The organism is Streptomyces sp. NPDC034670, assembly GCF_055574875.1.
On the sequence record NZ_JBVITR010000002.1, the window covers coordinates 177002 to 203108 of the forward strand.

At 74.5% G+C, this 26107-nt stretch carries 25 protein-coding genes; 10 read left to right on the forward strand and 15 right to left on the reverse strand.

The genetic code is table 11. The features are described from left to right. Positions 1–92: 92 nt before the first annotated feature. Positions 93–4082, reverse strand: coding sequence for a glycoside hydrolase family 9 protein (locus ACZ56B_RS02300; RefSeq protein WP_468785330.1), 3990 nt, complete (start codon positions 4080–4082; stop codon positions 93–95). Between the two features lie 552 nt (positions 4083–4634). Continuing rightward, a complete protein-coding gene (locus tag ACZ56B_RS02305; RefSeq protein ID WP_468785332.1) occupies positions 4635–5564 on the reverse strand; it encodes a zinc-binding dehydrogenase in 930 nt (309 codons plus the stop codon). 98 nt (positions 5565–5662) lie between these two features. Between ACZ56B_RS02305 and ACZ56B_RS02310 the strand changes: the two genes are divergently transcribed. Beyond that, positions 5663–6322, forward strand: coding sequence for a TetR family transcriptional regulator (locus tag ACZ56B_RS02310; protein ID WP_468785334.1), 660 nt, complete (start codon positions 5663–5665; stop codon positions 6320–6322). Positions 6323–6465: 143 nt separating this feature from the next. On the opposite strand, the gene ACZ56B_RS02315 is transcribed toward ACZ56B_RS02310, so the two are convergent. Next, positions 6466–7113 carry a phosphoribosyltransferase gene (locus tag ACZ56B_RS02315; protein ID WP_468785336.1) on the reverse strand — a complete coding sequence of 216 codons (648 nt, stop codon included), beginning with the start codon at positions 7111–7113 and terminating at the stop codon, positions 6466–6468. A 128-nt stretch (positions 7114–7241) separates the two neighbouring features. Here ACZ56B_RS02315 and ACZ56B_RS02320 point away from each other — a divergent pair, with 128 nt between their 5' ends. Next, positions 7242–7754: an archease gene (locus ACZ56B_RS02320; RefSeq protein ID WP_468785338.1), complete on the forward strand. Its 513-nt coding sequence runs from the start codon at positions 7242–7244 to the stop codon at positions 7752–7754. Positions 7755–7877: 123 nt separating this feature from the next. On the opposite strand, the gene ACZ56B_RS02325 is transcribed toward ACZ56B_RS02320, so the two are convergent. Then, entirely contained in the window at positions 7878–8303 is a 426-nt protein-coding gene (locus ACZ56B_RS02325) for a CBS domain-containing protein (RefSeq protein WP_468785340.1), read from the reverse strand. A 124-nt stretch (positions 8304–8427) separates the two neighbouring features. Next, positions 8428–8856 carry a VOC family protein gene (locus ACZ56B_RS02330; protein WP_468785342.1) on the reverse strand — a complete coding sequence of 143 codons (429 nt, stop codon included), beginning with the start codon at positions 8854–8856 and terminating at the stop codon, positions 8428–8430. Positions 8857–9064: 208 nt separating this feature from the next. On the opposite strand from ACZ56B_RS02330, the gene ACZ56B_RS02335 reads away from it, so the two are divergent. Beyond that, on the forward strand, positions 9065–9268 hold the full coding sequence (locus tag ACZ56B_RS02335) for a hypothetical protein (RefSeq protein ID WP_468785344.1): 204 nt from the start codon (positions 9065–9067) through the stop codon (positions 9266–9268). 51 nt (positions 9269–9319) lie between these two features. Here the strand turns inward: ACZ56B_RS02335 and ACZ56B_RS02340 are convergent, their stop codons facing one another. Together ACZ56B_RS02340 and ACZ56B_RS02345 are read right to left on the reverse strand one after the other, a co-directional pair. After that, on the reverse strand, positions 9320–10120 hold the full coding sequence (locus ACZ56B_RS02340) for an aminoglycoside adenylyltransferase domain-containing protein (RefSeq protein WP_468785345.1): 801 nt from the start codon (positions 10118–10120) through the stop codon (positions 9320–9322). A gap of 35 nt (positions 10121–10155) precedes the next feature. Beyond that, positions 10156–10692, reverse strand: a complete 537-nt coding sequence (locus ACZ56B_RS02345) for a cysteine hydrolase family protein (protein ID WP_468785347.1) — start codon at positions 10690–10692, stop codon at positions 10156–10158. A gap of 152 nt (positions 10693–10844) precedes the next feature. On the opposite strand from ACZ56B_RS02345, the gene ACZ56B_RS02350 reads away from it, so the two are divergent. Beyond that, entirely contained in the window at positions 10845–11288 is a 444-nt protein-coding gene (locus tag ACZ56B_RS02350) for a type II toxin-antitoxin system PemK/MazF family toxin (RefSeq protein ID WP_468785349.1), read from the forward strand. Here the strand turns inward: ACZ56B_RS02350 and ACZ56B_RS02355 are convergent. Further along, the gene (locus ACZ56B_RS02355) at positions 11242–12138 is read right to left on the reverse strand and encodes a TIGR02452 family protein (RefSeq protein WP_468785351.1); all 897 of its coding nucleotides are present in this window, start codon (positions 12136–12138) and stop codon (positions 11242–11244) included. The genes ACZ56B_RS02350 and ACZ56B_RS02355 overlap by 47 nt on opposite strands. A 298-nt stretch (positions 12139–12436) precedes the next feature. Here ACZ56B_RS02355 and egtA point away from each other — a divergent pair, with 298 nt between their 5' ends. The 4 genes from egtA to egtD are packed head-to-tail and all read left to right on the forward strand — an operon-like array spanning position 12437 to position 16966. Continuing rightward, on the forward strand, positions 12437–13831 hold the full coding sequence (egtA, locus tag ACZ56B_RS02360) for an ergothioneine biosynthesis glutamate--cysteine ligase EgtA (RefSeq protein ID WP_468785353.1): 1395 nt from the start codon (positions 12437–12439) through the stop codon (positions 13829–13831). Beyond that, positions 13828–15144 carry an ergothioneine biosynthesis protein EgtB gene (egtB, locus tag ACZ56B_RS02365; protein WP_468785355.1) on the forward strand — a complete coding sequence of 439 codons (1317 nt, stop codon included), beginning with the start codon at positions 13828–13830 and terminating at the stop codon, positions 15142–15144. Before egtA ends, egtB begins: the two co-directional genes overlap by 4 nt. Continuing rightward, positions 15144–16007 (forward strand): ergothioneine biosynthesis protein EgtC, encoded by an 864-nt coding sequence (gene egtC / locus ACZ56B_RS02370; protein ID WP_468785357.1) that lies wholly within the window; start codon positions 15144–15146, stop codon positions 16005–16007. Before egtB ends, egtC begins: the two co-directional genes overlap by 1 nt. Beyond that, complete coding sequence (gene egtD / locus ACZ56B_RS02375; protein ID WP_468785359.1) at positions 16004–16966, forward strand: L-histidine N(alpha)-methyltransferase; 963 nt, start codon at positions 16004–16006, stop codon at positions 16964–16966. The genes egtC and egtD overlap by 4 nt, the downstream gene beginning before the upstream one ends. Before the next feature lie 21 nt (positions 16967–16987). Here egtD and ACZ56B_RS02380 read toward each other — a convergent pair whose 3' ends face one another. Beyond that, complete coding sequence (locus ACZ56B_RS02380; protein WP_468785361.1) at positions 16988–18247, reverse strand: extracellular solute-binding protein; 1260 nt, start codon at positions 18245–18247, stop codon at positions 16988–16990. A 228-nt stretch (positions 18248–18475) separates the two neighbouring features. On the opposite strand from ACZ56B_RS02380, the gene ACZ56B_RS02385 reads away from it, so the two are divergent. Then, a complete protein-coding gene (locus tag ACZ56B_RS02385; protein ID WP_468785363.1) occupies positions 18476–18691 on the forward strand; it encodes a dodecin in 216 nt (71 codons plus the stop codon). A 28-nt stretch (positions 18692–18719) separates the two neighbouring features. On the opposite strand, the gene ACZ56B_RS02390 is transcribed toward ACZ56B_RS02385, so the two are convergent. Further along, positions 18720–19211 carry a phosphatase domain-containing protein gene (locus ACZ56B_RS02390; RefSeq protein WP_468785365.1) on the reverse strand — a complete coding sequence of 164 codons (492 nt, stop codon included), beginning with the start codon at positions 19209–19211 and terminating at the stop codon, positions 18720–18722. Between the two features lie 259 nt (positions 19212–19470). Between ACZ56B_RS02390 and ACZ56B_RS02395 the strand changes: the two genes are divergently transcribed. Then, positions 19471–20490: an LLM class flavin-dependent oxidoreductase gene (locus ACZ56B_RS02395; protein WP_468785367.1), complete on the forward strand. Its 1020-nt coding sequence runs from the start codon at positions 19471–19473 to the stop codon at positions 20488–20490. A 44-nt stretch (positions 20491–20534) separates the two neighbouring features. On the opposite strand, the gene ACZ56B_RS02400 is transcribed toward ACZ56B_RS02395, so the two are convergent. The 5 genes from ACZ56B_RS02400 to ACZ56B_RS02420 form a co-directional block, all read right to left on the reverse strand. Continuing rightward, on the reverse strand, positions 20535–21491 hold the full coding sequence (locus ACZ56B_RS02400) for a DUF2382 domain-containing protein (RefSeq protein ID WP_468785369.1): 957 nt from the start codon (positions 21489–21491) through the stop codon (positions 20535–20537). A 103-nt stretch (positions 21492–21594) separates the two neighbouring features. Then, entirely contained in the window at positions 21595–22401 is an 807-nt protein-coding gene (locus tag ACZ56B_RS02405) for a lysophospholipid acyltransferase family protein (protein ID WP_468785371.1), read from the reverse strand. Continuing rightward, positions 22398–23171 (reverse strand): GNAT family N-acetyltransferase, encoded by a 774-nt coding sequence (locus tag ACZ56B_RS02410; protein ID WP_468785373.1) that lies wholly within the window; start codon positions 23169–23171, stop codon positions 22398–22400. The genes ACZ56B_RS02405 and ACZ56B_RS02410 overlap by 4 nt, the downstream gene beginning before the upstream one ends. A 240-nt stretch (positions 23172–23411) precedes the next feature. Then, positions 23412–24161 carry a succinate dehydrogenase/fumarate reductase iron-sulfur subunit gene (locus tag ACZ56B_RS02415; protein ID WP_468785375.1) on the reverse strand — a complete coding sequence of 250 codons (750 nt, stop codon included), beginning with the start codon at positions 24159–24161 and terminating at the stop codon, positions 23412–23414. Then, the gene (locus ACZ56B_RS02420; protein ID WP_468785377.1) at positions 24158–26107 is read right to left on the reverse strand and encodes a fumarate reductase/succinate dehydrogenase flavoprotein subunit; all 1950 of its coding nucleotides are present in this window, start codon (positions 26105–26107) and stop codon (positions 24158–24160) included. The genes ACZ56B_RS02415 and ACZ56B_RS02420 overlap by 4 nt, the downstream gene beginning before the upstream one ends.

Genomic DNA, 26107 nt, shown 5'->3' on the forward strand with positions numbered 1-26107 from the left:
CCTCCCCCCCCCTCCCCCTCCCCCCCCCCCCCCCCCCCCCCCCCCCCCCCCCCCCCCCCCCCCCCCCCCCCCCCCCCCCCCCCCCCCCCCCCCTACGCCCTGCGGGCCACGTCGGCCGCGAAGGCGCTCACCCAGGCCAGTGCCGAGTTCCAGTTGATGGTGATCTCGTTGACCGACCAGGCCTCCAGGTTGTCGACGTAGCACAGCTGAGGTGCGCAGCCGTGCAGCCACGCGGCGGCGAGGGGGTCCTGGAGAGCGGAGTTCGGACCACCTGCGACCGACCCGGCGGGCGGGTTGGGCAGCGTCGCGTCGAAGGACTTCGCGTACCAGCGGCTGTGCTGGTTCTTCGCGTCGTTCTCACCGTACCCGGTGATGTACGACTGCCCGAGGGCGTTGCGGCCGAGCAGGTAGTCGAAGCCCTCGAAGACGGCGTCGGCGTACTTCGCGTCGCCCGTCAGGTCGTACGCGGTGGCCAGGACCACCTGGTTGTTCAGCACCGACGCGTTGGAACCCCAGTCGTACCTCCCGCTCGCCGGCGTGTACGTCTGGCCGAACCGTTCGGCCCGCTGGAAGGAGACGAGACGGTCCGCGGCGCCCGTCACCCATCCCCGGATCTGCGCCCGGTCGGCGAGGCCGTCGCCGAAGCGCGCCAGGTCGAGTTGGGCGAGTGCGGCCACCGATCCCCAGTAGAAGCCGTTCTGGCTGAACGCCTCCCCGGCGGTGTGGTGCCGGCTCGACCGGACCGCGCTGAGGTAGCCGCCGTCCTTCGTCGTGAGGTAGAGCTCGGCCGCCGCCCAGTAGAACTCGTCCGACACGTCGTCGTCGGCGTACGGGCCGCCGCCGACGCGGTCGGCGGCCGGGGCGTACAGCGCGGGATGGGCGCGGGCCGCGGCGTAGGCGCGTTCGGCGGCGGTCCGCAGTTTCGCGGCGAAGACGGGATCGAACCGCTGGTAGACACGCGCGCCCTGGGCGGCGACGGCCGCCAGGTTGAGCGTGGCCGCGGTGGAGGGACGGTGCAGTTCGCGCTTCTTCCTGTCCTGGTGCGGGAGCGTCGGCGGGCCGGTCCAGGACTCGTCGTGCACCTTGTGGTGCGCCATGCCGGCCAGGGGCCTGCCGTCCGGCACCTGCATCCTGAGCATGAACTCCAGGTTCCAGCGGGCCTCGTCGAGGATGTCCGGGACGCCGTTGCCGCGCTCGGGCACGGCGAGCGTGGAGTCGCCGAGCCGGGCCTGCGAGCCCTCCGCGGCGGCGCGTTCCCACGTGGACAGCAACTGGTGGGTGGCGATGCCGCCGTTGACCACGTACTTTCCGTGGTCGCCCGCGTCGTACCAGCCGCCGGTCACATCCAGCGTGTAGTCGCACGTCCAGTTGTCGACGTAGGCCTTCGGCGCCTGGCACGGCACCTTGCTGTCGCCGCCGCCCGGCGAAGAGGCGACGTGTCCGGCGGGCCGGGCGTACTCGGCCCCGGCGACGCCTCCGTCGATCGCGATGCCGCTGCGGTTGGTGTAGAAGAACCGCATCGAGTCGGTGCGCAGCGACTCGTACAGATCGGCCCTGATGGCGAAGGGGTGGCTCTGCTCTCCGCCGACCACGAGCATGAACTCGCCGGTGGACGAGACGTCGCCGAAGTCCACCGTGTGGACCCGGGCCCCCGCCGACCCGTCGAAGCCCGCGGGCCTCGACGTGCCCGTGGCGACGGTGCCGCCGCCGGCCCGCCGCAGGGCCCACGGCAGCGGGTCCGCCGCGTCGGTCACCACCGTCGCGCGCTTGGGCCCGTCGGGAAGGTAGCCGTGCTGGTTCACCTTGACCGCCGGTCCGGTGTCGGCCGCATGGGCGTACTCGGCTCCGTTGAGCGACACGTCGTCCATGCAGAACTCGTACGGCTTGTCCGCCCCGCCGAGACGGAACTGCAACTGGGACAGGACGTAGGGGTCGTCGAAGCCGGTCTCGAAGGTGTACTCGTACTGCTTCCACGACGTACCGGTCGTGGGGTACCGGGCCAGGTAGGTGCGGTTGCCGGGGTTGTCGAAGGGAGCCACCTGCACCGTCGGGTTCGCCGCGGTGCTGGTGCGTGCCCGGAAGCGCAGCGTGTAGGAGCCGCCGCCGCCCGGCAGGTAGATGCTGTTGTGCCCCACGATGACGTCCCACGGCTTGGCGGAGGCCGGAGCGGTGACACAGAACACGCCGCCGTGCAGTTCCGGCTCCATCCCGGCGTTGACCCACCACGGCTTGGACGTCCCGGTGAAGTTGCCGTTCTCCAGCAGCCTGCCGTCCACCTGCGGACGCGGCCGTCCGCCGCGGTACGCGGGCAGCGTGCCGGCCGGCAGCTCGGAACCGCCGGACAGGGGCGGCTGTCCGGGCCCGGGGGTACCGGCGCCGTACCTCGGCAGCAGCCAGGCGTCGACGCCCCGCGCGTTGTTGAGGAGCAGGAAGTCCGCGATCCGGTCGCCGTCGAGGTCGGCGAGGGCGCTTTCGGCCCCGTCGAACGCGTCGCCGGTGCGGATGGTGCCCAGTTCCTTCCAGCCGGAGCCGGAGCTCCACGGGCCTCCGGTGTTCCCCCAGGCCTCCACGTCGCCGGTGGCGTAGTCGACGAGCAGCACGTCGGCGCGGCCGTCTCCGGTGATGTCGGCGAAGGCGACGTCCTTCCCGGTCTGCCCCTGGCCGGGATAGCCGAAGTCGGTCTTCCGCCAGTCGCCTTCGGTGGGGAAGCCGCTCGCCCGGTTCTGCCACAGGGTGACGAAGTTGTTCCGCCCCATCACCAGGTAGTCGTCGTCGCCGTCGCCGTCGATGTCCGCGAACCGGCGGGCGTCGGAGGGGTTGTGGCCGAGGTCGCCGGCGACCTCGCGCCGCTGGGCCCAGCGGATCCCCTCGACGGAGGACTCGTTCCGCCAGGCCTGGACGGACGCCGTCCCCGAGGGGGACCCCTCCGGCCCGATGACCCTGATGTAGTCGTCCCGGTCGTCGCCGTCGAGGTCGCCGAAGAACACCTGGCGGGGGTCCACGGCCTCCTGGGCCGCGCCCTCGGGGGCTTTGTCGCCCAGCATGAGCCAGATCCGCTCGCCGTCCTCGTCGCACCCGTAGTTCTGCGCGACCTGGAGCCCTGTCCCGGACACGGTCGGGGGGTTGAGTATCCCTCCGCCGGACACGACCAGGACGCGGTCGGCGTCGCCGTCGCCGTCGAGGTCCGCGAACCGCGTCGGCGAGCCGTCGCCCGCCCCGTCCATGATCCGGCCCAGTGGCGCCCACTCCGAGCCGCCGCTGCCGACGGCGGACGCCTCCCGGCAGACTCCCGTGGTCCCGGCGATACCGCCCAGATAGGCCGGCAGGTACCTCATCGCGATGCCGATCACGGTCCCCGCCTCCGCGACCACGTCACCCGCGTACGCCCACCATGTCCTGATCGAGAGAGCCGTCTTCTTCAGGAACTCGACGAGCTTCCCCATCATCCCCGGTAGCGCGTCCTTGAAGTAGCCGGCGACACCGGCCGCGGCCAGCGCGGCGGTGATACTGCGGGCCAGGGTGTTGCCCCATGCATCGCGGTCCTTGAGGGTTCCGTCGAAGGCCTGGGAGACGGTGCCGTTCACCAGTTCCATGACGAACGCGTCAAGGGAAACGCAGGCCGTCATCGCTTCGGGGAACGCAAGGACGCAGGCGGCGAGGGCGACCTGACCGGCCGCCACACCGGTGGTCACGGCGATGATCCCCTGCCACCAGTTCGTCGTCGTCCGCACCTCGGACGCCGGGATCGTGTACGTCACGACGGTGCCCTCGACGCGCACCTCGGCGTCGAAGTCGACGATCTCGGGCGGCGGCAGTGCGTCGATGTTATGGTCCTTGACCCGGTCCCGCGCCGCGTCGCTCAGGCGTGGATACTCGTCCTCGATCCTGGCGAAGCCCTCGCGGACCCCCTCCGTCAGCGCGGGGTCCGCGAAATCGACCTCGATCACGACGTCGGTACCGTCGTCGACCAGCGGCATCCGGTCCGAGCTGACCGAGAGCCCGGCGGCGGGGGGCGATGCGCGGCCGTCCACCGGTTCGGCGTTCACCGGCGCAGCGCCCGCGAGCAGTAAGACGAGCACCATCAAGCCCGTCACAAGACCACTCGACAGCCGCCCCGTCATGGAGCGTTGGATTCTCACAAGAGCCCTTCGTGGAAAGTAGGGGCGTCGCGCACACCACCCGACGCACGCCGGGCCGACGCGCTCTCCGGCCCACGGGAAGGACACCCGGTGAAGGAGCACGGAGCCGGATCAGCTGGCGGGACCCGGTGGCGACGTCGACGGCCACGTCGTAAGTGGTGGGAGACGAGCCGGGGAACGGTTTGCGGTGTTCCCGAGCCGACCGGCACACGTCCGTCAGGGGAACGGCGTGGGGTCACGCCCGCCCCTTGGCCGGACCACCACCTCCTCGGCGGTCGAGGAGCCTGCTTCTCCGGCCCAGGTGACCGCAGCCCGCACGTCGTGAACCGGCATTCGGGCCAGGACGGCCAAGGCCGCCGGCCGGCGTAACTCGTGCCACGGCCTTCGCGGGGGGGTGTCGCCGTATCACCGATGCGTGCCGCTCTCACCGTGCGGCCACCCGCACACGGCCCGTTCCCGCCGAGGGCGGACCCCGGCAGCCGGAACGGATGCGCCTCAGCGTCCCAGTTCGAGGACCGCCTTTCCGTGCAGCCGGCGCTCCCGGAGCGCCTCGATCGCCGCCTCCGCCTCGTCCCAACCGCCGCGCCACGCGACCCCCGCGTCCAGGACGCCGGCCGCCACCCGGCTCGCCAGCCAGGTCAGGTCCGGGGCCAGTCCGGTGCAGTGACCAAGGAAGAAGGAGGTGACCGAGCGGTCGTGGTGGCCCGGCAGATGGCCGGAGAGCGCGGCGAACGGGAAGTGCTCACCCTCGCCGGTCACCCTCCCGACCGCCACGAGAGTTCCGCCCTCGGCGAGCTTTCCGTAGGCCTCGACCAACTGCTCACCACCGACCATGTCGAGAACCCCGGCCACCGGTTCGGTGATCTCGGACGGCCCGCCGACCACCTCGTCGGCGCCCAGGGCCGTCAGGCTCTCACCGTGCCGCGCCGGGTCGCCGGTGCTGGCGACGACATGCGCACCGCCGAGCCGGGCGAGTTGGACGGCGTACCGCCCGACCCCGCCGGTCGCGCCGGTGACCAGGACGCGCCTGCCGATGACCGGACCGAGCCGGCGCAGGGCACGCAGCGCGCTGCCTGCGGCCACGGGGACGGTGCTGAGAGCCCCGAGGTCGGCGCCCTCGGGCCCCGTGCCGATCCAGTCGGTGGACACGGCCCGCAGCTCGGCGGCGGCACCGTCGAAGCCGAGGGTCACCACCGGCGTGCCGACGGCGGGTCCGGAGCCGTCGTCGGCAGCCCGCTCCACCACCCCGGCGGCGTCCAGGCCGAGGACGGTTCCGTCCGCGGCCTCCGCATGGCCCAGATCGTCATGGTTCAGGGCCACCGCGGTGACGCGGACCAGCGCCTGGCCGGGGGCGGGCCGCGGGTCCGGAGCCGTGCCGAGGCGCAGCCCGCCGGGGGCGGAGCGGTCGACGAGGAGAGCACGCATGGGTCACACCTTTCCCGGAGGAACTCGGACGACGGCCATCCTGCCACTCAGTGGCACATGCCTACAAGCGGCATTGATCTCTCCGTTATGCTGCCTGCATGAGCACCACGGCACCGTCCGGCGGCCAGGAGCGCCCCACCCTCCGGGAGCGCAAGAAACAGCGCACCAGGCACGCGTTGATCGGTGCCGCTCTGGACCTGTTCACCGAGCGAGGCTTCGACAACGTGACGCTCGACGAGCTCTGCGAGAGGGTCGAGGTCTCCAAGCGCACCTTCTTCCGCACCTTCACCAGCAAGGAGGAGGTGGCGATGGCGCCGTACGAGGACATGTGGCTGGCCTTCCTCGACGACCTCGCGGTCTGCGAACCGGGCGGCCGGACGCTGGTGCACACCCTCCAGGAGAGTCTGCTGTCCGCCGTCGCCACGATGGCCGACGGCGACTGGACCCACCGCGTCCTGCTCTGCCGACAGCTCGCCGCGCGGACGCCGTCGATCGAGTCACACTGCCTGTACTTCTGCGACCACACCGTCCGGGCCGCGCTGGAGGTCCTCCACCGGCGGTTCGGCCTTCCCGGACCACCCGATCTACGCCCCCATCTCGCCCTCGACATGGCCGTCGCCGCATCCCACCGCGCGATGGATACCTGGGCCTCCCGACCCGGCACTCCGGCCCTGGCCGACCTGGCCACCGACATCCGCGACGCCTTCGAGGCCCTCCACGACGGCCTCACCCTCACCGTGCTCCCGCGGGGCACCTGAGCGGGCGGCCCCGCCCGCCCATCCCGAGCGGAGAATCGACGTCCGGCGGGGCAGGCGGCAGGGCGGAGTCCTGCCCACCGACGACCACGCGGCGAGGCGCGGCACCGGCCCCCGCGAGCCCGGCCCGAGCCGAACGAAAGGCCCTACTCCTGCCGCTGGTGCAGCGCCGCCAGGACGTCCTCGTCCGTCAGCTGCTCGAAGTCGTCGTACCACTGTCCGACGGCCATGAACGCGGCCGGCGCGTACAGGCAGACCACCTCGTCGGCCTCGGCGCGCATCAGCCGGGCGCCCTCGGGCGCGCAGACCGGGACGGCCAGCACGAGCCGGGCGGGGTCCTGCCGCCGCAGGTACCGCAGGGCGGCGCGGGCCGTGGAGCCGGTCGCCAGTCCGTCGTCGACGACGAGCGCGGTCCGTCCCCGGACGTCGGGAGCGGGCCGGCCCCGGCGGTAGAGCTGTTCGCGGCGGCGCAGTTCGCCGCGCTCGCGCTCGACGACGGGGGCGAGGTCGGCCTCGTCGAGGCCGAGCCGGCGCAGGGAGTCCGCGTCGAACAGCGGCACTCCGTCGCCCGCCATCGCGCCGACGCCGAACTCCTCGTGGCGGGGGGCGCCGACCTTCCGGACGACGAGGACGTCGAGCGGGGCGTCCAGCGCCCGGGCGACCTCCCGGGCCACGGCGACACCCCCGCGGGGCAGGGCCAGGACGACGGGGTCGGGCAGGGCCCCCTCGTCCTGCCTGGTCCGCAGCCGTTCGGCCAGTTCGCGGCCGGCGTGCCGACGATCACGGAACCGCATGGCGGACATCCTCCCTCCGCACCGGGACGGCACCCGCGTACCCGCTCCCGGACGGCCGAAGCGCGCCGCGTCCGCCGCTCGCCGGGGCGGCCCCGCATGGGTGTGCGGCCGCCGGGCAGGCGAGGTGCATGGCCGGTGACACGGACGGTTGCGGACAGGGGCGATGGCCGGGCGGCAACGGGCACCGGGCGGTGCCGCGGGAGGACGGCGTCCGGATCGAGGTGTGGGCGGGGAGCCGGGAGAACTGCCTGGCGGAGGCCGTGGCGGCGGTGGTGGAGTGCTTCGCCGACGTCTCCGGGGTACGGCCGACCGGCGTGGACCGCGTCCGGCTGGACGAGGCCGGTGACGACGACCTGCCGGCCGCGCTGCTGGACGAGGTCCTGCACCGGCTCCGGGAGCACGGGCTGGTCCCGGTGGACGTGGAGACGGACGAGGCCGGGGACGGGCTGGACGTGCGGCTGGCGGTCGCCGCCCTGGCGGACGTCCGGGTCACCGGCGCCCTGCCGACTGCTGTGACCCGGGGGGAACTGCGGATCGGGCCGGGTCCGTACGGGTGGTCCGGTGCGGTCACGGTGGACGGCCCGGGGGCGCCGCCGGCGGGGCACGCCGGGACGCCCGAGCGGCACCGGCCGCGGCGGTGACGCCCTCGCCGCCCCCCCTTCATCGCGTGCCGTCGGGCGTACGGGGGCCGGCGTCTCCCCTCCGCCGGCCGGGCGCGGGGCGCCGGGCCGGCGGAGGAGGTGCGCGAGGCGGCCGGGCGGGCGTCAGTGGGTGGGGGCCGCCCTGCTGATGTCCGCCAGCGCGGAGTGCGGGTCCTCGGCGGCGGCGAGGTCGCCGAGGCTGACCACGCCGACGGGGCATCCGCCGCGCTCGACGACCGGGAGCCGGCGCACGGCGTGCCGCCGCATCAGCTCGACGGCGTGCTCGGTGGTGTCCTCGGGACTGAGGGTCACCAGGGGCGGGCGCGTGCACAGGGAGCCGACCGTCATGGCCTCCGGGTCGTGCCCCTCGGCGACGGCCCGCAGCACGATGTCGCGGTCGGTGAGCAGGCCGAAGAGGTCGCAGTCGTACGCCACCAGCACGTCGCCGATGTCCCGCTCGCGCATCAGGCGCGCCGCCCGCGCCACCGTGGTCATGGGTTCCACGGACGTGGTGTCCGACGACATCACGTCCCGTATCCGCCGGGTCATGGGCACCTCCCGGGAACCGGTGGGCCGTTCTCTTCCCTGTCCGCCGCGTAGCCCGCGGCGCGGTGCGTAAACCGGCCGCCGGGCGGGAACCGCCCGGCGGCCGTCTCCGGGACCGGGCCCCGGTCTACACCGCCCCGGGGACTTCTTCCGTCGTGCCGTTCAGCGGGGAGTCCGGGTCACTGCCGTACGGCCGGGTGAAGGCCTCGAGGGCGTGTCCGTCCGGGTCCCGGAAGTACACGCCGCGTCCGCCGTCGTTGCGGTTGATCCGGCGCGGGTGCCGGCCGTGCGGGTCGGCCTGCACGGGGATGCCGGCGTCCACGAGCCGGGCGAGGATCCCGTCGAACTCGTCCTCGGAGACGAGGAACGCGTAGTGCTGCACGGGGACGTCGATGTCGGCGGTCGCGAAGTCCAGGGTGACGCCGTTGGCGGTCGTCACCGGCAGGAACATCCCGGCCGGCTCCCCGACCTCCAGTCCCAGGATCCCCGCGAGGAAACGGGCGGACCTCTCCCGGTCACGGGTGAGCACGATGGTGTGGTTGAACTCGACTGACATGCTGTCAATGCCTCCACGGGCATGCGCGGCGCCTCCATGCCCCACCCGGCCGGTGGCCGGCACGCGACGCCGCACACGGCACCCTAGTGACGGCACCCGCGTCCGGCGAGCCGTTTTCCCGCCGGTCGCCGGGGCGATGACACGGTGCGGCTGATTCCCGTCCTGCGGGGCACCCGGACGGCACACCGTCTCCGGGGAGGGATCCATCGTGCTCGCCGTCGCGTTCCTGCTGCTGCCCGGGCTGGGCCTGCTGCTGTTGCTCATGACGCACATCGAGGACCGGATGCTGGGGAGGGACGACTCGCCCCGGCCGCCCCGTCTGCGCGTCCTGCCGGGGGGCGGGGGCGGCCCGTTCGCCGGGTCCCCGTCGGCGGGCGGGCGCTCCGCCCGCCGGGGACGGCACGCCGCCTGACCCGGCCCGGCACCGCGAACGGCGCCCGGACCGGCGCAGCGCCCGCCCTCGTCACGGGCCGGCGGGCCCGCCCGCGGCCCCGGCCGCCTCGTCGACGCGTCCGGCCGCCCAGGCCAGGAACTCCCGCACCCGCGCCGCCGGCAGGGCGAGCGCGTCCTGCCGGGGGCGTTCGAAGCTGCGCAGCGCGTTCTCGACCAGCGGCCGGAACGCCTCCTCGGCGGCGGCGACCTCCTCGGCCGCCCCGCGCTTGGCGCGCCAGCGTCCCGTGCGGCAGTAGACCACGCAACGGCAGCCGTTGAGCACGCGGTTGTCGGCGAGGTGCCCCTCGCCGTCGGCGTGCTCCCGCACGGAGGCGCGCAGCGCGGCGAGCACGGCGGGCCGCTCCGGCGCGGCGATCACCTCCCGCACCGGCCTGCCGAACAGCGCGAGACCGCTCTGGTGGGCGATGGAACGGTCCAGGACGTACCAGAACGCCGGTGACCGGGCCGGGTCGCGGCTGACCCGCTCGGGCAGTGACGGGCCGGTGTTGAGGTCCATCAGGTAGCCCGCCTCCCCGGACGGCCGGGCGGTGAAGTCGGCCGGGTACACGACCAGTTCCAGTCCGGCCGCGGGGCAGGGCAGGGCGGGGTGGGCCAGCGCCCCGGCCAGGTCGGGCAACGCCCGCGGGGGGAGGCCGCGGTCCACCACCACCGTCACGTCGACGTCGCTGCGCCCGTGCCGGTAGTCGCCGAGCGCGAGGGACCCGACGGCGAGGACGCTCACCAGGTGGGGGCCGCAGACGGCGCGGGTGCGGCGGACCAGTTCGTCCAGGTAGGCGCGCACGGGGCGGGGCGGGGCGGGAGCGGAGCTCATGGGGCCGGTGTGGTCCGCCGGGCCGGCCGGCGCCGTCAGTTCCACAGTTCCCGGCTGTCGCACACGCGCGCGCCCATGTTGCGTTCCATCATCCGCAGGGCGGCGTCCGCGAGGTCGGCGTGGATGTGGGCGACGGCGTCCCGCGGCACGGTCACCTCGAAGTGGCGGATGTGCGCGTCGAGCGAGGAGTAGAGGACGCACTGCTCCGTCACCTGGCCGCACAGCACGAGCCGCTCGACGCCCTGCTGGTTGAGCAGGTAGCCGAGCGGGGTCTCGAAGAAGATCGAGTGGCGCGCCTTCACGACGAAGAGGGAGGAGTCGTCCGGTCGCAGCGGCTCGACGAGGTGGGAGTGCGGGCCCGCCAGGGCCTTGTCGAGCAGCTCGCCGTGGTGGGAGCGCCATTCGCCGAAGTTGTCGTTGACGTAGATCACCGGTACGTCCCGCTGCCGCGCCCGTTCCAGCAGGCCGGAGACGACGGGCACGACCGACTCCGCGGACGGGATCAGTTGCTCGGCGTCCGGGTGGTCATAGGTGTTGATCATGTCGATGACGATCAGCGCTGTCTTGCCCATGGCATCAGAGTGCCCCGTGTGCCGGGATCGAACGACGGGACGGGGGGAGGCCCACCGGCCGTCCGGGGGAACCGCGCCGTCCCGGGGCCGCCCGCTGCCGGCGGCGGACGGCCGGCGTCGGCGTCCCGGGAGGGGTCCCGTACGGTACGCCCGTGACCGCATACCGCCCTGAGCACGTCCCGGGCCGCCACGGCCCCTTCGCCACCGTCGAGGCCGCACCCCGCGAGGTGGTCCGGGTGCGCACCGAGTACGCGCCCGCGCACGACGGGGACCCCGACCCCGGGGAGATCGTCTGGACCTGGGTGCCCTACGAGGAGGACGACGGCCGGGGCAAGGACCGCCCGGTGCTGGTCGTCGCCCGCGAGCCGGCCGGGACCGTCCTCGCCGTGCGGTTGACCGGCAAGCGGCGCGACGGGCGGGACCGGGTGCCGATCGGCAGCGGACCCTGGGACCGGTCGGGCCGGCCCTCGTGGGTCGCCGTCGACCGGGTGCTGCGGCTGCACCAGGAGGGCATGCGCCGGGAGGCGTGCGCCCTGGACCGGATGCGGTTCAACCTCGTGCGTCAGCGGCTGCGGGAGCGCTACGGCTGGAGCTGACTCCCGCCGCCCGCGGTGCGAGGTCCGCGAACGTCCGCTCGAACGCGGCGCGGACCCCGCTCCCGGGCGTGCGGTCCAGGATCCCGAAGACCACGTGCGCGAAGGCGCCCGCGAAGCGTGCGCCGGGCTCCAGCAGCGACCGGAACGCCGCCGCCACCTGGGCCGGGTCGTTGCGGAAGACCCCGCAGCCCCAGGCGCCGAGCACCAGCCGCCGGTAGCCGTGGGCCACGGCGGTCTCCAGGACGCGCTCGGCCCGTACGGCCAGGGCGCGGGGCAGTTCCGCCGCGCGCTCCGGCGCCGTCCGCAGGACGACTCCCGCGTTGGGCGCGGGCGAGGTGAGGAAGCCGGCCGTGAACGGCTCGTCCAGGAGACGGCCGCGGTCGTCGCGGAAGACGGGCACGGCGGGTGAGTGGACGACCCGGTCCGTGGAGAACGGGTCGCGGTGGGTCCGGTGGTGGTCGTAGTGGTCCTGGGCCCGCAGCAGGCAGGTGTACAGCGCGGAGGCACGGCACAGCGCCTCCTCCTGGGCCTGGGCGCCGTTGAGGTACCCCCCGCCCGGGTTCCGCGCGGAGGCGAAGTTCAGCACGGCGGGCCCGCCGCCGGGGGCGGGCGGTGCGTCCGCGAGCCGTCGCGCGGCCTGGAGGCTGCTCTCGCCGGTGACCTCGATCCGGGTGTCCACCGGCCGGAACGCCGGGAACGGGACCGGCTCCGGCCCGTACGTCCGCGTGCTGTCCCGCGCGGCCCCGATCGCCGCCCCGAGGGACACCGCGCGCCCGCCCGGCGCGCGGTAGCCGCCCGCCGCCACGATCCGCTCGGTCTCGCGCGCGACGCCGCGCAGGCGCGCGCTCACGCCGCGACCCCCGTGCGCGCCGTGACCGCGCGCCGCGCGATCTCCCCCGTGGTGCTCATGCGGGCATCGTGCGCGATGCTGGTGGCGCGGCGCAACGGAGTTTCCTCCGCCCCGGGGCCCGGGGACGGGCGGGAAAGTCCCGGGAAAGCGGCCGGAACGCAGGGGTTGCCCGACCGGAACGCGCCGCCGGGCGCTCTTGTGCCGGACGGGACGAGGGCTTTGGGTGGACGCGTTGAGGCCGGCCCGGGCCACCGCACTCCGGGCCGGCGACATGGTGGAACCTCAGGAGGATCCCGACATGTCCGATCCGACGGGCGGCTCTCCCGAGCCGCGTGCCGCCGTCACGGAAGCCGACGCGGAGGCCCTGGTGCGGGGCATCTGCTTCAAGACCGGACCGCCGCGCCGCCTCGGGGTCGAGGTGGAGTGGCTCGTCCACGAGCTGCGCGACCCGCGGCTCCCCGTGTCACCCGAACGGCTCGAAGCGGCCTACGCCGCCCTGCGGGCCGTGCCCCTGGGGTCGGCGCTCACCGTCGAGCCCGGCGGCCAGCTGGAACTGAGCTCGCCGCCCGCCGCCTCCCTGACGGAGTGCATCGGTACCGTCTCCGCCGACCTCGACGCCGCCCGCGCGGTCCTGCGCGAGGACGGCCTGGTCCTCGTCGGTCTCGGCCACGAACCCTGGCAGGCACCGCGCCGGTTCCTGCGCGAGGCGCGCTACGACGCCATGGAGGCCTGTCTCGACCGCACCGGGCCCGCCGGCCGCGCGATGATGTGCGCCTCCGCCTCCGTGCAGGTGTGCCTGGACGCCGGGTACGAGGAGCCCGGCCCCCTCGGCCACGTACGGCGCTGGTGGCTGGCGCACCTGCTGGGCGCGGTCCTGGTGTCCGCGTTCGCCAACTCCCCGGTGGCCGGTGGCCGGCCGACCGGTTGGCGGTCCACGCGGCAGTTGCGCTGGACGCAGATCGGCGCGGGCCGGGCGGGCGGCCCCCCGCTGGACGCCGACCCGCGCGGTGCCTGGGCCCGGCACGTCCTGGACGCGCCGGTGATGTGCCTGCGGCGGGACGGCGGACCGTGGGACGTTCCCGAGGGGCTGACCTTCCGGGAGTGGATCAGGTCCGGCGCGCCCGGGCCGCCGACCCGGGAGGACCTGGACTACCACCTCACGACGCTGTTCCCGCCGGTCAGGCCGCGCGGTCACCTGGAGCTGCGCATGATCGACGCGCAGCCCGGCGACGACGGCTGGATCGTGCCGCTGGCGGTGACGGCGGCGCTGTTCGACGACCCGGAGGCCGGCGAGACCGCCTACCGGGCGGTGAAGCCCCTGGCCGAGCGGGCCCGGGGCCTGCCCGCGCCGCACAATCAGCTGTGGCGCGACGCGGCCCGTGCCGGGCCGGCCGACCCGGAGCTGCGCGAGGCGGCCGCCGCGTGTTTCGCGGCGGCGCTGCCGGCCCTGCCCCGGCTCGGGGCCGCCACCGAGGTCACGGACGCGGTCGCGGCGTACCACGACCGCTACGTCGCCCGGGGCCGCTGCCCGGCCGACGACCTGCTCGACGACCTGCGCGCCGGCCGGTGGGACGGGGGTCCGCGCGAGACGGCCCGCGGCGCGCGTCCGCACGGCATCCCACCGCACGGAACGCCCCTGCACGGAACGCCCCCGCACGGAACGCCCCCGCACGGGAAGGACACCCCCTCATGACCGACCCCGCCCTCGACGCCGAAGCCCTGCGTGAGCGCGCGGTCGCCTCGCTGGTCACCGCCCGGGACCGGACCGCGCTGCTGACCGGCTGCGTGGACGGGCCCGACCTGACCGCGCAGCACTCGCCGCTGATGTCGCCGCTGGTGTGGGACCTCGCGCACGTCGGCAACCAGGAGGAGCAGTGGCTGCTGCGGGCCGTCGCCGGCCAGGAGCCGATCCGGCCCGAGATCGACGGCCTCTACGACGCCTTCGAGCACCCGCGCGCCGAACGCCCGAAGCTGCCCCTGCTGTCGCCGGACGAGGCGCGCCGGTACGTCGCGGACGTGCGCGGCCGCGCGCTGGACGTCCTGGGGAACGCCGCGTTCCACGGGACGCGGCTGACGGAGGCGGGCTTCGTCTTCGGGATGGTCGCGCAGCACGAGCAGCAGCACGGCGAGACCATGCTGGTCACCCACCAGCTGCGCCGGGGGCCGCAGGCCCTGACGGCACCGGACCCGGACCCGGTGCCGCTGTTCACCGGCCCGTCCGAGGTCCTCGTCCCGGGCGGCCCGTTCACCATGGGCACCTCGACCGAGCCGTGGGCGCTGGACAACGAACGCCCCGCGCACCGGCGGGAGGTGCCGCCCTTCTTCATCGACACCACCCCGGTGACCAACGCCGCCTACCTGGCGTTCGTCGAGGACGGCGGCTACGACGACCCGCGCTGGTGGACGGCCGAGGGCTGGGCCCACGTCCGCCGCGCCTCCCTGACCGCGCCGTTGTTCTGGCGCCGTGACGGCCGGCAGTGGCTGCGCCGCCGGTTCGGGGTCACCGAGGTCGTGCCGCCCGACGAGCCGGTGCTGCACGTGTGCTGGTACGAGGCCGACGCCTACGCCCGCTGGGCCGGACGGCGGCTGCCCACCGAGGCCGAGTGGGAGAAGGCGGCCCGGTACGACCCGGCCGGCGACCGCTCGACGCGCTACCCCTGGGGCGACACCGATCCCGGGCCCGAGCACGCCAACCTCGGCCAGCGGCACCTGCGTCCGGCCCCCGCCGGGAGCTACCCGGCCGGTGCGTCGCCGCTCGGGGTGCGGCAGCTGATCGGCGACGTGTGGGAGTGGACGGCGAGCGACTTCCTGCCGTACCCGGGGTTCGAGGCGTTCCCGTACCGGGAGTACTCGGAGGTCTTCTTCGGGTCCGCGTACAAGGTGCTGCGGGGTGGTTCGTTCGCCGTGGACCCGGTCGCCTGCCGGGGCACGTTCCGCAACTGGGACCTGCCGGTCCGGCGGCAGATCTTCTCCGGGTTCCGCACGGCGCGCTCGGAGGCCCCCTGATGTGCCGTCACGTGGCGTACGTGGGGCCCGCGGAACCGCTCGGCAGGCTGCTCGTGGAGCCGGCGCACGGCCTGTACCGCCAGTCCTGGGCACCCCGGCACCAGCGGTACGGGACGGTCAACGCCGACGGCTTCGGCGTGGGCTGGTACGCACCGGGCGATCCGGTGCCCGCCCGGTACCGCAGGGCCGGCCCCGTCTGGGCCGACCTGTCGTTCGCGGACCTCGCCCGGGTGGTCCGCGCCCCGGCGCTGCTCGCCGCCGTGCGGGACGCGACGCTGTCGGGCGCGGACGCGGAGGCCGCGGCGGCGCCGTTCGCCGCGGGGACCTGGCTGTTCAGCCACAACGGGGCGGTACCGGGCTGGCCGGGCTCGCTCGCGTCCCTCGTGCCGTCCCTGTCCGCCGAGGACGTGCTGTCGCTGGAGGCCCGCAACGACTCGGCGTTCGTGTGGGCCCTGGTGCTCGCCCGCCTGCGGGCCGGTGTCCCGCAGGGGCGGGCGCTGGCCGGCGCGGTCTCGGAGGTCGCCGCGGCGGCCCCCGGCTCCCGGCTCAACCTGCTGCTCACCGACGGCACCACCGTCACCGCGACGGCCTGGGGCGACACCCTGTGGTACCTCCTGCGGCCCGGCGGCGGCACCGTCGTGGCCTCCGAGCCGTACGACGACGATCCGCGCTGGCGCGAGGTCCCCGACCGCACCCTGCTGACGGCGAGCCCCACGGACGTGCTGCTGACCCCGGTCGGGGAGCCCCCGCCCGGGGAGCCGGCACCGCGCCCGTCCCCGTCCGGCGTCCCCCTGTGCAAGGAGTCCGGCGGCGCCCCGGCGCCCGCCGACGCACCCGTCCCCTCGAAGGAGCCCCTTCCGTGAGTCCGTTCGCCCTCACCCGCACGCTGCCCGAGGACGCCGCCGGCGCCGCCCTGCGCGCCGACGTCCTCGAGGGCCTGACCGGCAGTCCCCGGACGCTGCCGCCGAAGTGGTTCTACGACGCGCGCGGCAGCGAGCTGTTCGAGGAGATCACCGCGCTGCCCGAGTACTACCCGACGCGCGCCGAGCGCGAGATCCTCGCCGCCCGCTCGGGGGAGATCGCCGCGGCCGCCGACGCCCGCACCCTGGTCGAACTGGGTTCCGGTTCCTCGGAGAAGACGCGGTACCTGCTCGACGCCCTCACCGGCCTGCGCGCCTACGTCCCCGTCGACGTCAGCGAGAGCGCCCTCACCCGGGCCGGGCGGGCGCTCGCCGCCGAACGGCCGGGGCTGGACGTGCACGCGACGGTCGCCGACTTCACCGCCCGCCTGGCGCTGCCGCGGACCCCGGGCCCGCGGCTGGTGGCGTTCCTCGGCGGCACGGTCGGCAATCTGCTGCCCGCCGAGCGGGCCGTGTTCCTCGCCTCGCTCCGCGGCCTGCTCGCGCCGGGCGACCGCCTGCTGCTGGGCACCGACCTGGTGAAGGACGAACGGGTGCTGGTCCGGGCGTACGACGACGCGGCCGGGGTGACGGCCGCCTTCAACAAGAACGTCCTGACCGTGATCAACCGGGAGCTGGGCGCCGACTTCGATCCGGCCGCCTTCGACCACGTGGCGCTGTGGGACGCCGGGCACGAGTGGATCGAGATGCGGCTGCGCTCCCGCGTCGCGCAGACGGTGAAGGTGCCCGCCCTCGACCTCGCCGTCGACTTCGCGGCGGGCGAGGACCTGCGCACCGAGGTGTCGGCGAAGTTCCGGAAGGAGGGGGTGCGCGACGAACTGGGGGCCGCGGGGCTGGAGCTGACCCGGTGGTGGACGGACGAGGCGGGGCGGTTCGCGCTGTCGCTGAGCGTCGTGCGCTGACGGCGGCGCCGCCGGGGTCCCTCATCCCGGCTCGAAGTCGAGGGTCTCGGTGATCCGGCGGGAGGCGCGGGCGGCCGCCGTCGCCGGGTCGGCCCCGGTGAGCACCTCGGTCATGTACTTCTTGATCGGGTTGTCCGCCTCGACGGCGCCCCACTCGGGTGTGATGGGGGTCGCCCGGCCCCGGGCGGCCCCGGCCGCCATGGCCTCGACCGCCTCCTCCCCCGCCACCGAGCGGGCGAGCCCGGCCTTGTTGGGAACGTAGTTCATGGTGCGGGCCAGCTCGGTGTTCCACCGGGCGCCGGTGAGCGCGGCGACGACCTCGACGGCGCCCTCCTTGTCGTCGGTGTTCGCCGGGACGACGAGGTCGGAACCGCCCGTGAAGACGGCACCGGGCCGGCCGGCGGTCCGGCCGGGGACGGGGAAGTAGCCCAACTCGTCCTCGAGTGCCGGATTCTGCTGGACGACGGCCCGCGCGAGTCCCGGCACGGCCACGATCTGCGCGACCCGCCCCTCGGCGAACACCCCTGCCTGGGGCGGGTGTTCCTCGTCGGCGTCGACCGGCCCGTCGCCCAGGGCCTGCAGCCGGCGGTAGAAGTCCATCCCGCGCAGCGCCGCGGGGCTGTCCAGGGTGCCCCGCCAGACGCCGTCGCGCTCCTCGGCGAGCTCCCCGCCCTCCTCCCAGATGAACCCGGCGAGCGTGTACCAGTCCTGTCCGGCCAGGTAGATGCCCTGGTTCCGGCCGGTGTCGAGTTTCCCGGTGACGGTGAGCCACTCGTCCCAGGACCTCGGCGGGGCGGTGATGCCGGCCTGCCGGAAGAGGTCCTTGCGGTAGATGACGACCCGGTTGGCGGCGTACCAGGGGATGCCGTACTGCTGGGTGCCCCACCGTCCCGGTTCGGCGAGGCCGGGCAGCCAGTCGTCGCGGCCCCAGTCCCGGATCGACTCCAGGGTGAGGTCGAGCAGCCCGTCGCTCTCCGCGTACTGGGCGACCTGGGTGTTTCCGACCTCGATGACGTCGGGGCCGTCCGGCCCGGCGGTCTCCAGGGCGGTCTGCACCTTCTCGCCGACACCGGTCCACTCCTGGATCCGGATGTCGACGTCGAGGTCGGGGTGGGTGCGTTCGAAGTCCTCGGTGAACCGGTCCAGGAACTCCTGCGAGGCGCTGTGCTTCATCAACCACACGGTGACCGTGCGCCGTTCGCTCTCGCCACCGGGCAGCAGGCCGCAGCCGGTGAGGAGGGAGGCGGACACGCAGACGAGGGCGAGCAGACGACGTCTCACGAGGGGTCCTGTTTCTGTCTGAACGGACAGGGCGGGGCCCGGCGTGGGGGGCGAGCGGGTGCTCGCGCGGGTTCCTGCATCTTGGTATGGACCAATGCGGAGGTCAAGGAGTCCGGGCGGACGGCGCCGACGCCTCGCGCGCCGCCGTCCCGTGGGGCACGGTGGAATCACGTGCCGCGCAGGCGCCGCCCCGTGCGGGCGGGAGCCGCCAGGGAGAGGAGCACCCGCATGTCGAACCACACCTACCGGGTCACGGAGATCGTCGGCTCCTCGCCCGACGGCGTGGACCAGGCCGTGCGCAACGGCATCGAGCGGGCCTCGCGGACCCTGCGCCACCTGGACTGGTTCGAGGTGACCCAGGTGCGGGGCCAGATCCAGGAAGGGCGGGTCGCGCACTGGCAGGTGGGGCTGAAGGTCGGCTTCCGCCTGGAGGACGCGGACTGAGCCGGGCCCGCCGCGCGGCCGCGGGACCTCAGGTGCGCCCTTCCCGTTCCTGCGCCTGCCTCAGTTCCCCGGACGGGGTGGCCCAGCGGGCCCGGACGACGGTGAAACCGGCCCGCCGGGCGTCCTCGCAGACCAGTTCGTCGTCGTCCACGAGGACCCGGACCTCCCGGGTGCGGGCGAGGCGCCGCAGGATCTCCAGCTTGGTGTACCGGGCGGGCCGGCGGTCGGCGTCGCCGCGCATGTGGACCGGTCCCTCGGGCAGCCCCTGGGCGGCCAGCCAGTCCAGCGTGTCGCGCCGGCACCGCTCGGGCCTGCCGGTGAGGTAGACGATCTCGCACTCCCGCGCGCTCTCCCGCGCCAGGGCGACGCCCTCGGCGAGCGGCGGGTCCTGCGGCGCGGCGGCGAAGAAGGCGTTCCAGTCACGCGGCCTGCGCTCCAGGAACCGCTGCCGGTGCGCGGTGTCGGCGAGGGTGTTGTCCAGGTCGAACACGGCCAGCGGGCGCCTGTTGCTCTCGGTCACCCCGCCCACCCTAAGGGCCGCCCCGCGGCCCCGGCGGACCGGGGAGCGGCCGCGGACCGCGGTGACGGCCGTGCCGCGGGCCGGACCGCGTGGACTCCGTGGACGGGGGCGGCCAGGACCGCGCCCGGGCCGGACCACCGCGCCGGCCGTGCCCGGCCGGCCGCCGTGCAGCGGCGCCGCGGCCCGCGGAACCCGCTTTGCCCCGGCCCCGACGTCGTGCCGTGCGGAATCCCCGGGCCCGGCAGGTGTTGAACCCCGTATGAGCTCCCTGATCGCCTCGGCCCGCTTCTCCGTCCTCGACCGTTCCCGCATCCGCGAGGGGCACACCGGCCCCGAGGCGCTGCGCGACACCGTGCGCCTGGCGCGGGAGGCGGAGCGGCTCGGCTACCACCGCTTCTGGGTGGCGGAGCACCACGGGGTGCCGGGGGTGGCCGGTTCGGCGCCGACCGTCCTGGCCGCCGCCGTCGCCGGGGCGACCCGGACCATCCGCGTCGGCACCGGCGGGGTCATGCTGCCCAACCACCGGCCGCTGGTGGTGGCCGAGCAGTTCGGGGTGCTCGAGTCCCTCTTCCCGGGACGCATCGACATGGGGCTGGGCCGTTCGGTCGGCTTCACCGACGGGGTGCGCAGGGCGCTGGGACGCGACAAGGGCGACGCGGAGGACTTCGCGGCCCAGCTCGACGAACTGCTCGGCTTCTTCCGCGGCGCCTCCCCGACCGGGGTGCGCGCCCGCCCGGCCGAGGGACTGGCCGTGCCGCCGTTCGTGCTGGCCATGGGCGAGGGCGCGGCGATCGCCGCCCGCGCGGGGCTGCCCCTGGTCATCGGCGACCTCCGCGACCGCGACCGGATGCGCCGCGGCATCGACCGCTACCGCGACCGGTTCCGTCCCTCGGTCTGGGCGAGCGAGCCGTACGTCGTCGTCTCGGGCACGGTCGCCGTGGCCGCCACGCCCGAGGAGGCCCGGCGGCTCCTGGTGCCGGAGGCCTGGTCGATGGCGCACTCCCGCACGCACGGCACCTTTCCCCCGCTGCCGCCCGCCGAGCGCGTCGAGTCGCTCGCCATGACGGCGAGGGAGCGCGACCTCTACGCGTCGGGGCTCGCCGGCCAGGTGGCCGGGACCGAGGAGCAGGTGGCGCACGCGCTGGAGGCGGTGCTGGAGGAGACGGGCGCCCAGGAGGTGCTGGTCACCACCAGCACCCACGACCGCGAGGCCCTGCTGGACTCCTACCGGCGGCTCGCCGCGGTCGCGGGGCTCGGCGACGGGCCGGCGCGCCGGTGACGGCTCTCACCGGCGCGCCGTGACGGAGGGCGGTGGGCGCGGGTCTACTCGCGGCCCCGTTCCGGGGTGTCACGGCCCGCCCGCCCGGTGTCGTCCTCGCGGTCGACGTCGGCCTCGCTCTCGATGCGCTCCTTGCGGACCCGGCCGTGCACGGACTCCTGCGTGGTCTGCTCCTCCGTGGTGAGCCGCACCCGCTCCACCGGTACCGCCTCGGTCTCCACGACGGGGCGCTCCTCGTGCAGCGTGACCTCGTGCTCGGCCTCGGTGATGTCCGGACCGGACATCGCCGCGTCGCGGTTGGCGTCCGTGATCGGCTCCCGTTCCACGCGCACTTCCTCGTGGCGCACCGGAACGGTCTGCTGGACCTCCTCCGTGACCACGTACTTGCGCAGCCTGGCCCGTCCGCTCTCGCGGCGTTCGACGCCGACGTGCATCCGCTCCTCGGAACGGGTCATGGCGTCGTCGCCGCGCGTGCCCGTGCGCGCCTCGCCGCGCCGGCCGGCCGTGCCCGCGGCGCCGGCCGTTCCGCCGGTGGTCCCGGGCATGTCCCCGGTCGTCCCGGTCGTGTCACCGCTCCGGGTGGACGTGCCCGCGGCTCCGGCGGTGCCCGCCGCCGCGGCCGTGCCCGTGCCGGCGGACCGTTCGCGGCCGCCCGGCTGCTCCGGCTCGGCCAGCACGCTGTCCCAGTCGATGCCGTAGTAGTCGTACAGGCGGTGCTCCTCGTCCGCCGAGAGGTGACCGCCCGCGTCGATGTCGACGTGGGGCGCGCCCTTGACCTTGTCCTTGCGGTACGGGACTTCGATGTGGTCCTGCACCCGGGCGGCGTCGCGGATGGGGATGAACGACTCGCTGGAACCGAACATGCCCGTCTTGACGGTCACCCACTCGGGGCGCCCGCTCACGTCGTCGAGGAAGACGTGCTTCGCGTCACCGATCTTGTTGCCGTCCCCGTCGTACACGGGGTGGTCCAGCAGGCTCGCAATCTCTTCGCGGGGGATCATCTTGCATCACCCTCCCTTCGGGTTCGCTGCTCCCCCGGTTCTCCGGATCAACCACCCGAAAACAGCACAACGGACACAAAGGGCGCTTAACTTTTCACAGTGCTCACCGGGGGTGACCGCCCTCCCGGACCGGGCCGGTCCCCGGCTGGGCGGCGGCGGCCAGGGCACGGCGGTCGGTGTGCTCCTCCGGCGGGATCGGGACTCCCACCTCGACCTCGGCGACCACCCCGCGGGCCGAGGCGACGCGCCACAGCGAGGCGAGCAGGGTGTCGTCGCCGACGAAGGCCACGGCGGTCGCCGGAGCCCCGCGCGCGGTCCGGTAGCGGATGCGGACGGGCTGGACCGGAACCGCCGCGTCCAGTGCGGCCTGGAAGACCGCGCGGCGGTAGCGCCCCTGGGCCCGGCCGCACCAGGTGCTGCCCTCCGGGAAGGCCCCGACCGCCGCGCCCTCGCGCAGGGCCCCGGCGATCCGGTCGACGGTGCCCGGCAGGGCGCGCAGCCGGTCCCGGTCGATGAACAGGACGCCGGCCCGCGCGGCCAGCGGTCCCGCCACGGGCCAGCGCCGTATCTCGGACTTGGCCAGCATGCGGGCGGGACGGACCGCGGCGAGCAGGGGCACGTCGAGCCAGGAGACGTGGTTGGCGACGAGCAGCAGTCCGCCCGTGGGCGCGGCGGACCCGGTGACGCGGACCCGGACCCCGGCGGCCCGCACGATCCAGCGGCACCACCGGCGCACCGGGCGCGCGGGGATCCGCCGCCCGAGCGGCAGCAGCGCGATCCCGGCGAGGAGCAGGAGGCCGACGGCGGTCAGCCGCACCGCCGCGCGCACCGCACGCGGCGGGGCCGCGGCCGCCGCCGGCTCCACACAGGCCCCTGGCGTGCAGGGCGCGGCGGGCAGCCACCGGCTCATCGGGCCGGGACGAGGGAGAGGAAGTGCCGCAGGTAGCGCGGGTCGACCCGGTGCATCGGCAGCAGCACGTAGAAGTCGGCGACGCCGAAGTCCACGTCGTGGGCGGGCTCCCCGCAGACCCAGGCGCCGAGGCGGAGGTAGCCGCGCAGGAGGGCGGGCAGTGCGGTGGGGGCGGCGGGACCCGCGGTCTTCGGCCGCCAGGGCAGCCGCGGGTGCACGCGGTACTCCTCGGGCGCGAGGTGCCGGGCCCGCACCCGGTCCCGGGTGGCGGAGGCGAGCGCGCCCCCGTCGGCCAGGGGGACGGAGCAGCAGCCGGCCAGCCAGGCGTGGCCGCGTTCGGTCATGTAGCGGGCGATGCCGGCCCAGATGAGCCCGATGACCGCGCCGTCACGGTGGCCGGGGTGCACGCAGGAGCGGCCCACCTCGACGAGGTCCGGCCGTATCGCGTCGAGCGCCGAGAGGTCGAACTCGCCCTCCGCGTAGAGCCGTCCGGCGATCCCGGCACGTTCCGGCGGCAGCAGCCGGTACGTCCCGACGACCTGGCCGCTCGTCTCCTCGCGCACCAGCAGGTGGTCGCAGTACGCGTCGAAGGGGTCGAGGTCCAGCCCCGGCTGCGGGGTGGGCAGCAGGGCTCCCATCTCCCCCGCGAAGACGTCGTGCCGCAGCCGCTGGGCGGCGCGCACGTCCTCCTCGTCACGGGCGAGGGCGACGGTGTAGCGGGTGGGTGCCGCGGGCTGCGGGGGACGGTGGAGCGCGGTGACGCCGGTCATGGCTGCCTCCTGGGCGCGGGCCGGATACGGCGGGGCGGAGACGGGCCGGGGGACGCACGGCCCGCCGCTCCTGTTCTTCCGGTACCGGTTGGCGCCCGTGTGACCTGCGCCGGGAGCACGGGTGTGGGGAGGTTGAACGACGGGCGCGCCCGGTCCCGCGCGCGATACGAGGCGGGGCCGGATGAGCACCACTCCCGGCCCCGCCCGTCCGCCCGTGCGGCGAACGCTTCTCCCGTGCGGCTACCTCTTGGACCCCTTCCGGGCCGCCCGCAGCCACTCCTTGTTCATGCTCGTGATGGAGGTGAGCGGGATGCCCTTCGGGCAGGCGGTGGCGCACTCGCCGGCGAGGGTGCAGCCGCCGAAGCCCTCCGCGTCCATCTGCTCCACCATGTCCAGCACCCGGGTCTCGCGCTCGGGCGCGCCCTGCGGCAGGACGTTGAGGTGGTTGATCTTCGCCGAGGTGAACAGCATCGCCGCGCCGTTGGGGCAGGCCGCGACGCAGGCGCCGCAGCCGATGCACTCGGCGTGCTCGAAGGCGAAGTCGGCGTCCGGCTTCGGCACCGGCGTGGCGTGGGCCTCGGGCGCGGAGCCGGTGGGGGCGGTGATGTAGCCGCCGGCCTGGATGATCCGGTCGAAGGCGGACCGGTCGACCACCAGGTCCTTGATCACCGGGAAGGCGGCGGCCCGCCACGGCTCGACGTCGATGGTGTCGCCGTCCTCGAAGGACCGCATGTGCAGCTGGCAGGTGGTGGTGCGCTCGGGCCCGTGGGCGTCGCCGTTGATGACGAGCGAGCAGGCGCCGCAGATGCCCTCGCGGCAGTCGTGGTCGAAGGCGACCGGCTCCTCGCCCTTGAGGATGAGCTCCTCGTTGAGGGTGTCGAGCATCTCGAGGAAGGACATGTCGGGTGAGATGTTGTCCACCTCGTACGTGGACATGGCACCTTCGGCGTCGGCGTTCTTCTGCCGCCAGACGCGCAGGGTGAGCTTCATGCGTAGCTCCGCTGGGTGGGGTGGACGTACTCGAAGACGAGGTCTTCCTTGTGCAGGACGGGCGCGGTGCCGGTGCCGGTGAACTCCCAGGCGGCGGCGTACGCGAACTCCTCGTCCTTGCGGGCGGCCTCGCCGTCGGGGGTCTGCGACTCCTCGCGGAAGTGGCCGCCGCAGGACTCGGTGCGGTGCAGCGCGTCGAGGCACATCAGCTCGGCGAGCTCGAGGTAGTCGACGATGCGGTTGGCCTTCTCCAGCGACTGGTTGAACTCCTCGCCGGTGCCCGGCACCCGGATGCGCCGCCAGAACTCCTCCCGGATCTGCGGGATGCGCTCCAGCGCCTTGCGCAGACCGGCGTCGGAGCGGGCCATGCCGCAGAACTCCCACATGAGCTCGCCGAGTTCGCGGTGGAAGGAGTCGGGGGTGCGGTCGCCGTCGACGGACAGCAGCAGGTTGAGCCGGTCCTCGGTCTCGGCCAGCACCTCCTGCACCACCGGGTGGTCGGGGGTGACCTCGTCCTGGCGCGGGTTGCGGGCCAGGTAGTCGTTGATGGTCGCCGGCAGCACGAAGTAGCCGTCGGCCAGGCCCTGCATCAGCGCGGAGGCGCCGAGGCGGTTGGCCCCGTGGTCGGAGAAGTTGGCCTCGCCGATCGCGAACAGGCCCGGGACGGTGGTCTGCAGGTCGTAGTCGACCCACAGGCCGCCCATCGTGTAGTGCACGGCCGGGTAGATCCGCATCGGCACCTCGTACGGATCCTCGTCGGTGATCCGCTGGTACATGTCGAAGAGGTTGCCGTACTTGGCCTCCACCGCCCCCCGTCCCATCCGCCGGATGGCGTCCGCGAAGTCCAGGTAGACGCCCTGGCCGCCGGGGCCCACGCCCCGGCCCTCGTCGCAGACGTTCTTCGCGGCGCGGGAGGCGATGTCGCGGGGCACCAGGTTGCCGAAGGAGGGGTAGATGCGCTCCAGGTAGTAGTCGCGCTCGTCCTCGGGGATCTGGTTCGGCGGGCGGGTGTCGCCCTTGGCCTTCGGCACCCAGATCCGGCCGTCGTTGCGCAGCGACTCGCTCATCAGCGTCAGCTTCGACTGGTGGTCGCCGGTGCGCGGGATGCAGGTGGGGTGGATCTGCGTGAAGCAGGGGTTGGCGAAGTACGCGCCGCGCCGGTGCGCCCGCCACACGGCGGTCGCGTTGGAGTTCATGGCGTTGGTCGACAGGTAGAAGACGTTGCCGTACCCGCCGCTCGCCAGGACGACGGCGTCGGCGACGTAGGTGTCGATCTTCCCGGTGACCAGGTCCCGGGCGACGATGCCGCGCGCCCGCCCGTCGACGACGATCAGGTCGAGCATCTCGGTGCGCGGGTGCATCTCCACGTTGCCGGCCGCGATCTGCCGCGAGAGCGCCTGGTAGGCGCCCAGCAGCAGCTGCTGTCCCGTCTGGCCGCGGGCGTAGAAAGTGCGGGAGACCTGGACGCCGCCGAAGGAGCGGGTGTCGAGCAGGCCGCCGTACTCGCGGGCGAAGGGCACGCCCTGCGCCACGCACTGGTCGATGATCTCCACGGAGATCTGCGCGAGGCGGTGCACGTTGGACTCGCGGGCGCGGAAGTCGCCGCCCTTGACGGTGTCGTAGAACAGCCGGTGGACGGAGTCGCCGTCGTTGCGGTAGTTCTTCGCCGCGTTGATGCCTCCCTGCGCGGCGATGGAGTGGGCGCGGCGCGGGGAGTCCGTGTAGCAGAACTGGACGACGTGGTAGCCCTGCTCGGCGAGCGTGGCTCCGGCGGAGCCGCCGGCCAGGCCGGTGCCGACGACGATGACCGTGTGCTTGCGCCGGTTGGCGGGGTTGACCAGCTTCGCCTCGAAGCGGCGCTTGTCCCAGCGCTCGTGGATCGGGCCGGCGGGGGCCTTGGTGTCGGTGACCGGCGCGCCGGTCGTGTAGTCGGTGTAGGACGTCAT

Bases quoted from the DNA above. Each gene is read 5' to 3' on its own strand.
- ACZ56B_RS02330 (WP_468785342.1), bottom strand. From the start codon at position 8,856: ATGTCAGTCGAGTTCAACCACACCATCGTGCTCACCCGTGACCGGGAG.
- ACZ56B_RS02300 (WP_468785330.1), bottom strand. From the start codon at position 4,082: ATGGTGCTCGTCTTACTGCTCGCGGGCGCTGCGCCGGTGAACGCCGAA.
- ACZ56B_RS02340 (WP_468785345.1), bottom strand. From the start codon at position 10,120: ATGAGCTCCGCTCCCGCCCCGCCCCGCCCCGTGCGCGCCTACCTGGAC.
- ACZ56B_RS02410 (WP_468785373.1), bottom strand. From the start codon at position 23,171: ATGACCGGCGTCACCGCGCTCCACCGTCCCCCGCAGCCCGCGGCACCC.
- egtA (WP_468785353.1), top strand. From the start codon at position 12,437: ATGTCCGATCCGACGGGCGGCTCTCCCGAGCCGCGTGCCGCCGTCACG.
- ACZ56B_RS02325 (WP_468785340.1), bottom strand. From the start codon at position 8,303: ATGACCCGGCGGATACGGGACGTGATGTCGTCGGACACCACGTCCGTG.
- ACZ56B_RS02315 (WP_468785336.1), bottom strand. From the start codon at position 7,113: ATGCGGTTCCGTGATCGTCGGCACGCCGGCCGCGAACTGGCCGAACGG.
- ACZ56B_RS02405 (WP_468785371.1), bottom strand. From the start codon at position 22,401: ATGAGCCGGTGGCTGCCCGCCGCGCCCTGCACGCCAGGGGCCTGTGTG.
- ACZ56B_RS02310 (WP_468785334.1), top strand. From the start codon at position 5,663: ATGAGCACCACGGCACCGTCCGGCGGCCAGGAGCGCCCCACCCTCCGG.
- egtC (WP_468785357.1), top strand. From the start codon at position 15,144: ATGTGCCGTCACGTGGCGTACGTGGGGCCCGCGGAACCGCTCGGCAGG.
- ACZ56B_RS02345 (WP_468785347.1), bottom strand. From the start codon at position 10,692: ATGGGCAAGACAGCGCTGATCGTCATCGACATGATCAACACCTATGAC.
- ACZ56B_RS02385 (WP_468785363.1), top strand. From the start codon at position 18,476: ATGTCGAACCACACCTACCGGGTCACGGAGATCGTCGGCTCCTCGCCC.
- ACZ56B_RS02395 (WP_468785367.1), top strand. From the start codon at position 19,471: ATGAGCTCCCTGATCGCCTCGGCCCGCTTCTCCGTCCTCGACCGTTCC.
- egtB (WP_468785355.1), top strand. From the start codon at position 13,828: ATGACCGACCCCGCCCTCGACGCCGAAGCCCTGCGTGAGCGCGCGGTC.
- ACZ56B_RS02320 (WP_468785338.1), top strand. From the start codon at position 7,242: ATGGCCGGTGACACGGACGGTTGCGGACAGGGGCGATGGCCGGGCGGC.
- ACZ56B_RS02415 (WP_468785375.1), bottom strand. From the start codon at position 24,161: ATGAAGCTCACCCTGCGCGTCTGGCGGCAGAAGAACGCCGACGCCGAA.
- ACZ56B_RS02420 (WP_468785377.1), bottom strand. From the start codon at position 26,107: ATGACGTCCTACACCGACTACACGACCGGCGCGCCGGTCACCGACACC.
- ACZ56B_RS02400 (WP_468785369.1), bottom strand. From the start codon at position 21,491: ATGATCCCCCGCGAAGAGATTGCGAGCCTGCTGGACCACCCCGTGTAC.
- ACZ56B_RS02305 (WP_468785332.1), bottom strand. From the start codon at position 5,564: ATGCGTGCTCTCCTCGTCGACCGCTCCGCCCCCGGCGGGCTGCGCCTC.